Origin of the sequence: Pseudomonas sp. KCJK9016 (assembly GCF_046231795.1) — a bacterium.
In the GTDB taxonomy this organism is placed as follows: Bacteria; Pseudomonadota; Gammaproteobacteria; order Pseudomonadales; family Pseudomonadaceae; genus Aquipseudomonas; species Aquipseudomonas bananamidigenes.
In genome coordinates this window covers 153,422-164,988 of the sequence record NZ_JBJJMM010000016.1, presented here as the reverse complement: position 1 = coordinate 164,988, position 11,567 = coordinate 153,422, and the positions used below count along the sequence as shown (strand labels likewise).

General features: G+C 64.1%; 1 protein-coding gene and 2 pseudogenes. 1 reads left to right on the top strand and 2 read right to left on the bottom strand.

The annotated features are described in order from the left end of the window. Window positions 1–64 precede the first annotated feature (64 nt). Window positions 65–163, top strand: a pseudogene (locus ACK6BI_RS17530) (hypothetical protein); the annotation flags it as partial. On the opposite strand, the pseudogene ACK6BI_RS17525 reads toward ACK6BI_RS17530, so the two are convergent. Together ACK6BI_RS17525 and ACK6BI_RS17520 are read right to left on the bottom strand one after the other, a co-directional pair. Continuing rightward, a pseudogene (locus ACK6BI_RS17525) lies at window positions 128–4,429 on the bottom strand (non-ribosomal peptide synthetase); the annotation flags it as partial. The pseudogenes ACK6BI_RS17530 and ACK6BI_RS17525 sit on opposite strands and share 36 nt — an antisense overlap. A 506-nt stretch (window positions 4,430–4,935) precedes the next feature. Further along, window positions 4,936–11,346: an amino acid adenylation domain-containing protein gene (locus tag ACK6BI_RS17520; protein WP_409318036.1), complete on the bottom strand. Its 6,411-nt coding sequence runs from the start codon at window positions 11,344–11,346 to the stop codon at window positions 4,936–4,938. Between the last annotated feature and the right edge of the window lie 221 nt (window positions 11,347–11,567).

Below are 11,567 nucleotides of genomic sequence, written 5' to 3'. Positions count from 1 at the left end.
CCAGACTGTCGAAGGCAATGTTGAGGTACTCGCAGATCCGCGCACCCTCGATACCCGGCACCGCTTGCACACTCAGACGCAAGCCTTCGCCAAGGTCATCGACGCTGACCACCAGCGGATAGTTGCTGCGCTCGCGGGAGCTGAGCAATTCAATGCCATCGAGGGTCAGGCCCGCCGCCTGCGGTGCGCTGTGGCGGTAGTTGAGCAACGTGCCGAACAGCGGCAGCGAACCGGAAACCCCGCTGCAACGCTGAGCCAACGCCAGTGACGCCTGTTCATGCACGAGCAATTGCGCCAGCCGTTCATGGGTGGCGAGCACGCTATCGCGCACCGCCGTGGCGGTGACGCTGACGCGCAGCGGCAAGGTATTGATGAACAAGCCCAGGGCCCGGTCGGCACCCTCGCCACCCTGCATCCGGCCCAGCAGCACCGTGCCGAACACCACCTCGTCCCGACCGGAAATCTGCGCCAGAACCTGTGCCCAGGCCTGGTGCGCCAGACTCGCCACGCTGATGCCGAGCCGCCGCGCCTGCTCGCGCAGACGCATGGCCAGCGCGGTGTCCAGCGTAAGTTGGCTGTCGATCACTGCGCTGCCGTCGCCATGCACGTCCTGTACGCCGAACGCCAGGGTCGGCTCGTCGATGTCGCCGAGCATGTCGCGGAAGAAACCTTCGTGTGCTTCAGCATCCGCGCCGAGCCTGGCCTGTGCGACGTAGTTGCGATACTGCACCGGCGTCGCCAGCTCGGCGGCGTGACCGTGCAATACGCTGTTCATCTCGCTCACCAGCACTTCCAGCGCGGTGTGATCGAGCATCAGGTGATGCATCAGCAGGATGCCGACCCAGCGCTTGTGCTGTGGGTCCTCGGTGTAGGCGAAGCGCATCATCGGTGCGCGGCCCAGATTCAGACGGTAGTGACGCGGGTCGAAACGTGCCTGCATCTGTTGCAGCACGTCGCCGTCCTGCGGGTCGGCCTCCACTCGCTCAAGCGCCAGTGGCGCCGCCCGCCAGACCACTTGCACCGGCTCTTCGAGGCCTTCCCGGACCACGCTGGAACGCAGGATGTCGTGACGTGCGATCACCACGTTGACGGCGCGGACAAATGCCTTGATCGACTTGATCCCGTCAAACACGAACTGCGCCTGCAAAACGTAAGGGTCGCCGGCAGTCGCCGCCATATGGTGATACAGAATTCCCGCCTGCAACGGCGCCAGGGCGTAGATGTCCTGCACGTTGGCGACGCCGCCGGGGACACTTTCCACGATCCGGTCGATGCCGGCCTGATCCAGAGTGGCCAGGGGCAGCATGTCGGGTGTGATGCGCTGGCAATCCGGGGTAATCCGATTGGCCGGCACCTGCAAGGCCGGTTTCACGCCAAGGGTTGCCGCCAGACCCGCCACGGTCGGTCGGCCGAACAGCACCCGTACGTCGCAGCTCAACGCCTGCTGACGCATGCGCTCGACCAGTTTCACCGCCAGCAAGGAATGGCCGCCCAGTTCGAAGAAATTGTCATGGCGCCCGACCTGCTCGACGTTCAGCAGGGCCTGCCAGATCTCGGCGATGCGGCATTCCACATCGCCGACCGGTGCCTCGTACCCGCCACGTAACTGGCCACTTTGATCCGGTGCCGGCAAGGCCTTGCGATCAAGCTTGCCGTTGGGGCTCAGGGGCATCGCGTCGAGATGGACGAATGCCGTCGGCACCATGTAATCCGGCAACAGCTCCAGCAGATGGCTGCGCAGTTCACTGACGTCCAGCGCTTCGCCGGTGTAGTACGCCACCAGCCGTGGATCGCCGGCCACGTCTTCGCGCACCAGCACTTCGGCGGCGAGCACGGTGTCGAGTTGAATCAGCCGCGCCTGGATTTCCCCGAGTTCAATACGCAAGCCGCGAAGCTTCACCTGATCGTCGTTGCGACCGAGGTATTCGAGGTTGCCGTCGGCCCGATAGCGGCACAGATCACCGGTGCGGTACAGCCGCGCATTGGGCTGGTCGCTGAACGGATCGTCGAGGAATCGCTCGGCGGTGAGGGACGCAAGGTTCAAGTAACCCCGCGCCACTTGCACGCCACCGATGTACAGCTCACCGGCCACACCCAGAGGCAATGGTTGCAACTGCTCATCGAGAATGTACAAACGGGTGTTGCTTACGGGCCGGCCGATGGGCAACTGCGCCTCTGGCACCGGCATCGACGGCTCCAGCGTCCACACCGTGCTGTCGACCGTGGTTTCGGTCGGGCCGTAGACGTTATGCAAACGCACCTGCGGCAGACGTTCGCGGACTTGACGGGCCAACGCTGGCGTCAGTTCACCGCCACCACAGAACACATCCGTGAGGCTGGTGCACTGGCTGACGTCTTCCACGTCGAGGAACTGTTGCAACAGCGCCGGGACGAACTGGATCACGCTGATGCGCTGTTCGCGCACCACTTGCGTCAGGTACGCCGGTTCGAAATGCGCGTCGGGGCGCGCCAGTACCAGACGCAGACCCGATGTCAGCGGCCAGAACAGCTCCCAGACCGAGGCGTCGAAACTGTAAGGGGTTTTCTGCAACAGGGCGCCGTCTGCCACGGGCGGGCACAACTGCGAGCTCCAATGAAGCAGATTGCCCAGGCCTCGGTGCTCGACCATTACCCCTTTCGGCGTGCCGGTGGAACCGGAGGTGTAGATCACGTAGGCCAGGTTCGAGGCACTCAGGCCCGGCACCTGAGGGTTTTGATCGGGGTAGTCCTGCCAGTGTTCCTGATCAAAATCGAGCAGCGGCACGCCACCCGTTTCGAACAACGTTCGGGTCGCGCCGTGTACCAGCACCGCCATCGGCGCGCTGTCGTCGAGCATGTAGTTCAGGCGGTCTGCAGGGTAAGCCGGGTCCAGCGGCACATAGGCGCCGCCGGCCTTGAGGATGCCCAGCAGGCCGATCACCAGCTCAGGCCCGCGTTCGACGCAGATCGCCACCGGCGTATCCGGCCCGACACCCAGCTCACGCAACCGGTGAGCCAGGCGATTGGCCCGGGCATTGAGTTCAACATATGTCAGCGATTGCGCACCGGCCTGCAATGCAATGGCCTGCGGCGAATGCAGGACCTGAGCCTCGAACAGGCCATGAACGGTCTGTTGCAGATCGAGCTCGACACGACTGTCATTGAAGTCCACCAGCAATCGCTGCCGCTCCTGCTGCGGCAAAATCGGTAACTGGTTGATCAGCGTCTGGGGCGATTGCTCCAGTGCATCGAGCAAGGCGTCCAGTGCAGTCTGCACATAGGCGCAGACCCGTTCGGCACCGATACCGGCCGGGGCGATGGCGGACAGTCGGAATCCACTGCCCAGGTCGTCGACACTCAGGGTCAGCGGGTAGTTGGTCGGCTCCTTGCCACTCAGGACCTGAACGCCGGGGGCCAGTTCGATCACCTCGGCAACGTCACCGACAGCGCTGTGGCGATAGTTGAGCATGGCGCTGAACAACGGCGTCTGCGCATTCAACGCGCTGCAGCGCTGGGCCAATGCCAGCGAGGCCTGCTCATGGGCGAGCAAGGCGCTCAATCGACGATGCGTGGCGAGCACGCCGTCGTGGACGCTTTGCGCGCCGACATCGACCCGCAACGGCAAGGTATTGATGAACATGCCCAGCGCCTGCTCGCCGCCGTCGCCCGCCTCCATGCGCCCCAGCAGCACGGTGCCGAACACCACCGAGGTGCGCCCGGACAACTGGCCCAATACCCGCGCCAGCGCCAGGTGCATCAGGCTCGCCACGCTCACGCCGAGTTGCCGCGCCTGCGTGCGCAGTCGCAGGTTCACTTCGTCAGTGAGTCTGAGCTGTGCGTCTTCGAAATCCTGCCCGCCGCCCTGAATATCCTGCAGGCCCCAAGGCAATGTCGGCTCGTCGATATCGCCGAGCATCTCGCGAAAGAACGTTTCGTGGGCCTGCTCATCGAGGGCCATGCGTGCCCGCGCCAGGTGGTTGCGAAACGGCACCGCCGGCGCCAACTGCTCGGTCTGCCCTTGCAGCCAGGCCTGGATTTCCCGGCGCACCACGTCCAGTGCAACGTGGTCGATGATCATGTGATGGAACAGCAGCAGCGCGACGATCCGCCCCTGTGCCGGATCCCGGGCGTATACCAGGCGCAGCAACGGCGCCTGTTGCAAGTCGAGGCGCAAGTGACGGGCGTCGTAGCGCGCCTGCAACTGACTGAACACATCCGTTGATGTATCGACTGCCACCTCATCGCAGACCAGCGCTGCCTGACGCCAGACCACTTGCACCGGCTCGTCCAGACGCTCCCAGACAAACGAGGTGCGCAGAATGTCGTGACGGTCGATCACCCATTGCAAGGCCTGGGCAAACGCGTCGAGGCGCTCGTGACTGTCGAACGTGAACTGCGCCTGTTGCACATACAGATCGCCTTCGCCGGCCGCGAGGTGCAGATACAGCATGCCTTCCTGCAACGGCGCCAGCGGATAGATGTCCTGCACATTCGCCACACCGCCCGGCACCGTGGCGACGATACGGTCGATGGCCGGCTGATCCAGTTGCACCAGCGGCAGCATGTCCGGGGTGATGCGCAGCGCCGGGCTCGACCAGTCGCCGCCGTGGCTCGCCACCAGCTCCAGCAGCTGCGCCTTGTGTTTGGCGAGGCTGTCCCACAACGCGTCGTCCAGCGCTTCATCGTCGCCCAGAATGACCAAGTCTTCATCGTCCTGTTGAAGGCGGATCGCATGGGTGGAAATAACAGCCATCAGCTCGCGAAATTGCATGGGGGTAACCTGCTGTAAATTCGGGAAAAAGGAGCGCGCAGCGGCGAGTCCGTGCGGCCACGCGCAGCCCGGAAAAGCTAAAACATCGGGGCTTGGGTGTCTGACATGGGAAGCGGGGACAAGGCCTGTGACTGGCCAGTCATGACGTCGATCCGCGGGAACCGCGAATCGACGTCGTTGTCGCGTCAGAGCCGGCGTTTGCGGTTGAGCGTCGGAATGGTGGTTTGCGGGACTTCCACCTGTCTGGCATGCGCCGATGTACGGGCCGCCAGTGCGGCCAGGGTCGGCTGACTGAACAGTGTGCGCGCATCGACATGCAGCCCGGCCTGACGCATGCGCGCCACCAGACTGACCGCCAGCAACGAATGCCCGCCGAGTTCGAAGAAGTGGTCGTTGCGCCCCACCTGCTCCAGTTGCAGCACCTCGGCCCAGATCTGCGCCAGCCGGATTTCGACGTCGCCCTCGGGCGCCTCGTAGCGGCGAGTCAGCACCGCTTCCGCCCCCGGTGCCGGCAAGGCCTTGCGGTCGACCTTGTCGTTGGGGGTCAGGGGCAATGCGTCGAGTTTCACGTAGGCGCCCGGCGCCATGTACTCCGGCAAGCGCTCCAGCACATGGGCACGCAGAGTTTCGATGGCGGGCGCGTCGCAGCCTTCGCGCACGGTGAAATAGGCCACCAGTCGTTCGTCACGGACCAGCACCACGGCTTCACGCACCGCCGGATGCTCAATCAGCCGCGCCTCGATTTCCCCCGGCTCCAGACGCAGGCCGCGCAGCTTGATCTGGAAGTCGTTGCGCCCGAGGAATTCGAGATTGCCGTCCGCCCGATAGCGCACCAGATCGCCCGTGCGGTACAGGCGGTCACCGGCCACGAACGGGCTGTCGATGAAGCGCTCGGCCTGCATGTCCGGCAACCCCAGGTAACCCCGGGCTACCCCGACCCCTCCGATGTGCAGGTGACCACTGACGCCGAATGGCACGGGTTGATCGCGGGCGTCGAGCACATAGAGCCGGGTGTTGCTCAGGGCTTTGCCAATTGGCACCACGGCCTCCGGCACCGGTTGATCCGGCTCCAGTGTCCAGCCGGTGCTGTCGACCGTCGTTTCGGTCGGCCCGTAAACATTGTGCAGACGCACCCACGGCAGGCGCTCGCGCACGCGCCGGGCCAGCGCGGCAGTCAGCTCACCGCCACCGTTGAGCACGTCGGTCAGGCTGGTGCACTGGCTGACATCGTCCTGCTCGATGAACTGTTGCAGCAGTGCCGGCACGAACTTGACCACGGTGATCTGCCGTTCGCGAATCACCTGGGTCACGTACGCCGAATCACGGTTGCCGTCGGGACGCGCCAGCACCAGCCGCAGGCCGGAACACAGCGGCCAGAAAATCTCCCACACCGAACTGTCGAAGCTGAACGGCGCCTTCTGCAACAGTGCGCCGTTCCCGGTCGGCGGGCTGATCTGCGAGCCCCAGTGCACCATGTTGCAGGCGCTTCGATGCTCGATCATCACGCCCTTGGGCGTGCCGGTGGAGCCCGAGGTGTAGATCATGTAGGCCAGGTTCGACGCACTCAAACCCGGGACATGCAGGTTGTCGGTGGAGGCGTGCTGCCAGGTGCATCGGTCGAGATCGATGACCGGCACGTCCGCATCACCCAGCAGATTGCGGGTGGCCCCGTGCACCAGCACCGCCACCGGGGCGCTGTCCTGCAACATGTAGTGCAGGCGTTCCAGCGGATAGTCGGGATCCAGCGGCACATAGGCACCGCCCGCCTTGAGAATGCCAAGCAGGCCAACTATCAGATCCAGGCTGCGCTCGACGCAGATCGCCACCCGGGCATCGGGCTGCACACCCTGTTCGCGCAGATGATGCGCCAGGCGATTGGCCTGCTCATTCAGTTGGCGATACGTCAGTTGCTGCTCACCGGCCTGTAGCGCGATGGCGTCGGGTCGGCGTTGCACCTGCAACTCGAACAGCGCCTGAAGCGGCTGATCGAGCGGACAATCGACTTCAGTGGCATTGAACTCGACCAGCAATTGTTCAAGCTCCGCCTGCGGCACGATCGGCAAGCGATTCAGCGGCTGTTGCGGTGTCTGCTCCAACGCATCCACCAGCGCCTGCAATGCGGTTTGCACGTAGTCGCCAATACGCCGGGCGCCGATGCTGATCAGGGTTCGCGTGGTGATCTGCAAGGCGCTGCCCAGGTCATCGACGCTCAGGGTCAATGGGTAGTTGGTGCGCTCTTCGTTATTCAGCGTCTGGATACCTTGCCAAACGTGATCAGAGTCCGACTCCTGCGCTTGCAGATCAGTGTGCCGATAGTTGAGCAGCGCACTGAACAGCGGCGCCGGTGACGCGACCCCGCTGCAACGCTGGGCCAGCGCCAGAGATGCATGCTCATGCCCGAGCAGGTCGGTCAGGCGGGCGTGGGTGAGCAGCACCGCTTCGCGCACGGCGCAGTCCATGTCCACGCGCAACGGCAAGGTGTTGATGAACACCCCCAGTGCCCGGTCAGCGCCCTCGCCGCCCTGCATGCGGCCCATGAAAACGCTGCCGAACACCACATGTTCGCGCCCCGAAGTGGCTGCCAGCACCTGCGCCCAGGCCAGATGAATCAGGCTGGCCACACTGACGCCTGCCTGCCGCGCTTGCAGGCGCAGGCGGCGGTCCAGTTCAGGCGCAAGCGTCCGCACGGCTTCGTCGATGCCGCAACCGTCGCCCTGCACGTCCTGCAAACCGAACGGCAAGGTCGGCTCGTCGATATCGGCGAGCATCTCGCGGAAGAACGCTTCATGCTCCTGCTCGCTGACACCCAGTCGGGTCTGGGCCACGTAATTGCGGTACGGCACCGCCGGCGGCAATGGCTCGCCGTGCCCCGACAGGTTGGCGCGCATTTCATGGCGCAGGACTTCCAGGGCGATGTGATCCAGCGCCAGGTGGTGGAACAACAGAATCGCCACGATCCGCCCATGGGCCGGATCGCGGGCATACATCAGCCGGATCAGCGGTGCCTGACTGACGTCGAGGCGATAACGCCGGGCATCGAAGCGCTCGTGCAACTGTGCGAGGACGTCGCCCTCGGCCGGGTCGAGCGTGATTTCCTGCACCGGCAATTCAGCCTGACGCCAGACCACCTGCACCGGTGTGTTCAAGCCTTCCCAGACCACCGCGGTGCGCAGGATATCGTGGCGCGCCATGACCTGACGCAACGCGGCCGCATAAGCCTCGAGCCGCTCGACGCTGTCGAACGCCAGTTGCGATTGCAGCAGGTACGGGTCGCCCTGCGCGGCGGTGATGTGGTGATAGAGGATGCCTTCCTGCAACGGTGCCAGCGGATAAATGTCCTGCACATTGGCCGCCCCGCCCGGCACAGTGGCGATGATCCGGTCGAGGGTCGCCTGATCCAGCTCCACCAACGGCAACAGGTCCGGGGTGATCTGCGTGCAGTCTGCCGGAATGCGATTGGCCGGCACTTCGACTTCGCGACCACTGCCCACCGACGCCGCCAGTGCCGCCAGGGTCGGCTGGCCGAACAGCACGCGCACATCGCTGCTCATGCCGAGCTGGCGCATACGCTCGATCAGGTGGACCGCCAGCAGCGAATGCCCGCCCAGTTCAAAGAAGTGATCGTGACGCCCTACCCGTTCGACTTGCAGCACCTCGGCCCAGATTTGCGCCAGGAGAATTTCGACGTCGCCTTGCGGGGCTTCATATTCGCGGCGGATCAACGCTTCCGGCCCCGGCGCCGGCAGCGCCTGGCGATCCAGTTTGCCATTGGCGGTCAGGGGCAACGCCGTCAACCGCACGTAGGCCGATGGCAGCATTGCACTCGGCAGACGGGTTTGCAGATGAGCATGCAATTGGGTGATGTCCAGCGGTTCGCGTTCGGTGAACCAGGCCAGCAACTGCCCGTCGCGCACCAGCACCACCGCATCGCGCACCGATTCATGGCTGCTCAACGCCGCTTCGATTTCGCCGGGCTCGATGCGCACGCCACGGATTTTCACCTGATCGTCGTTGCGGCCCAGATACTCGATGTTGCCGTCCGGGCGCCAGCGCGCGAGGTCGCCGGTGCGGTACATCCGGGCATTGGGCCGGGTGCTGAAGGGATCGTCGAGAAAGCGTTCGGCGGTCAGTTGCGGACGGTTGAAATAACCCCGCGCCACGCCGGCGCCACCGACGTACAACTCACCGGGCACACCGATCGGCACCGGTCGCTGTCGGTCATCCAGCAGGTAGGTCGTGGCATTGCTTACCGGCTGGCCGATGTGCAGCGTCCGGCCCGGTTCGATCCGGCCCGAGGTGGCAACCACGGTGGCCTCGGTCGGGCCATAATTGTTGATCACCTCGAACGTCTGCTCGCGATTGAACTGACGCAGGCGATCACCACCGATCAGCAGTGTGCGCAATGTCGGGTGTTCGAGGTGGCGACTGAAGGCGTATTCGGCAATCGGGGTCGGCAGAAAGCTCACGTCCAGCGGTTGCGCACGCCACCATTCGAGCAGCGCGTCAATGTCTTCGCCACCGTCACGGGACGGCGCCAGGTGCAGGGTCGCGCCGGCACACAATGCCGGCCAGACTTCCCAGGCCATGGCGTCGAAACCGAAACCGGCGAGGCTCGAGGTGTGGCGACCGGCGCATAGCTCGAAGGCTGAGCAATGCCAATCCACCAGATTCGACAGGGTCCGATGTTCGACCATCACGCCTTTGGGCTGGCCGGTGGAGCCGGAGGTGTAGATCACATAGGCCAGATGTTCGGCGGTCAGGCCAGGGACGACGGGATTGAGGTCGTTGATCGGCCAGGCACGCGTGTCGATATCGATCACCGGTACGCTCAGCAGCGGCAACCGGTCACGCAGATGGCACTGGGTCAGGACCACGACCGGCGCGCTGTCGCTCAATAAATAGCTCAAACGTTCCGCAGGATGCGCCGGATCGACCGGCACGTAAGCGGCGCCGGACTTGAGGATCGCCAGCAGCGCGACCAGCGTGTCCAGCCCTCGGCGGGCGACCAGCGCCACGCGGTCGTCGGGTTGTACGCCGAGTCCGATCAAGTGATGAGCCAGGGCGTTGGCCTGCCGGTTCAGTTCGGCGTAAGTCAGCCGTTGCCCCTGAAACGCTGCGGCGAGCGCCTCGGGCTGCGCTGCCGTTTGCGCCTCGATGCGCTGGTGAAGGGTCTGGCCTTCCGGGTAGACCGCACGCGTGTCGTTCCACTGCTGCAGCAACGCGGTTTCAGCCGGCAGGCTCAGGCTGAAATCACCTGTCGCCAAGGCGCTGTTTTCAAGTCCCTGCTCCAATATCCACAACAGCCGAGCGGACAGTGCCTCGATTTCGTCAGCATCGAAATAGGCCTCGTTGTACACCAGATACAGACTGTCCTCGTCGTCGCTGCGACTGCTCAGCAGGTGAACGGACAGCGGCGTGCCCTCTTCGTGGTTCGACACTTTGACCACCCGCCCCCGGGCTTCGCCATAACGGTATTCATGGGCGTCACGCTCGTAGGACACGGTCACCTCGAACAACTGCGAGCGGTCCTCGCGCAGCAGACCGAGTGCACGGTTCATTTCACTGAGGGGAAAACGCTGATGGCGAAAATCCTGTTTCAGCTCATCGCGAACGGCCTTCACCAGCGCACTGAACGCCAGTTCTCGACCGAACCCCATGCGCACGGCACTGACCTGGGTAAACAGTCCGAGGGTGGACTTGAAGCGAGCGCCGGAACGATTGAGCAACGGCAAGCCCACCACCCACTCATCACGCTGGCCGGTTCGGCTGAAATACACGTGCATCGCCGCCAGCAGAAAGTGCAGCGCCGAAGCCCCGTACTCAAGGGCCACTTGTTTCATGCGCTCATGGAGGCGTTCCGGAAAGCGCTGCGAAAACATCCGCGTGGGTGCCGTCGCGCCGGCGAAGCGCTCCTGATAGCGCGGCAAAAGCAGCGGTTCGGGAAGATGCCGGTATTTGTCCAGCCAGTACGCTCGATCACGCGCATAGCGGGCGGACTGGTAATACCGTGCGTCGTCATGAATGAAGTCGATGTAGGACGGCGCCGAATCCGGCGGCAATTGCCCGAGCGCCAGAGCGCTGTAGATGTCGCCGAGGGACTTGAGCATTTCACCGAAGCCCCAGCCATCGACGATCAGGTGATGGGCCTGGAGCGAAAACCAATGACAGCGTTCATCGAGACGGATGAGACAGAAACGGAACAACGGCCCGCCATCCAGCTTGAACGGCTGTTCGATGCGTTCCTGAGTCAAGCGACGCGCAGCCGCCTGAGGCTCGGGATGGGCGCTGAAATCATGGAACGGCATCGGCACCGGCATCGAAGGCGCAAAACGCTGCAATGGCAGACCCTTCTCGCCGGCTCCCGGCAGCAGACTGGTGCGCATGGCGTCATGCCGGGCCACGAGGCCTTCGAGGGCCGCTTGCATCAGCGCCGGGTCCAGCGCGCCCGTCATTTCGACATAACCCCCGATGTTGTACACCGGCGAATCCCCCTGACGCACCTGGTCCAGCCAGATGTCACGCTGGGCAGCGGTCAGCGGGAAAGTCTCGGAAGTCGCGGACAGACCGTCCGCCGCGTCGGCAGCAAATTGGTTCATAAGATCCGTCTCATGTGATTTGGCGCGTATTCAAGCATCGGCCCCGAAACCGGCATGACACGTGAAACCCGGACAATCTCTGCCTCTTTGCCAGCCTTCGGGCCTGACAGGTCAGACCGCATGGTTCATACCTGCATAAGTTCGCAGGCATATGGCTGAAAATTCTGTAGGACAATCGCCATTCAGTCAGGCTGATTCCGACGCCCGTACTGGCAGCCCTG

Coding starts and splice junctions, on each gene's coding strand:
- ACK6BI_RS17520 (WP_409318036.1), bottom strand. CDS start 11,346: ATGAACCAATTTGCTGCCGACGCGGCGGACGGTCTGTCCGCGACTTCC.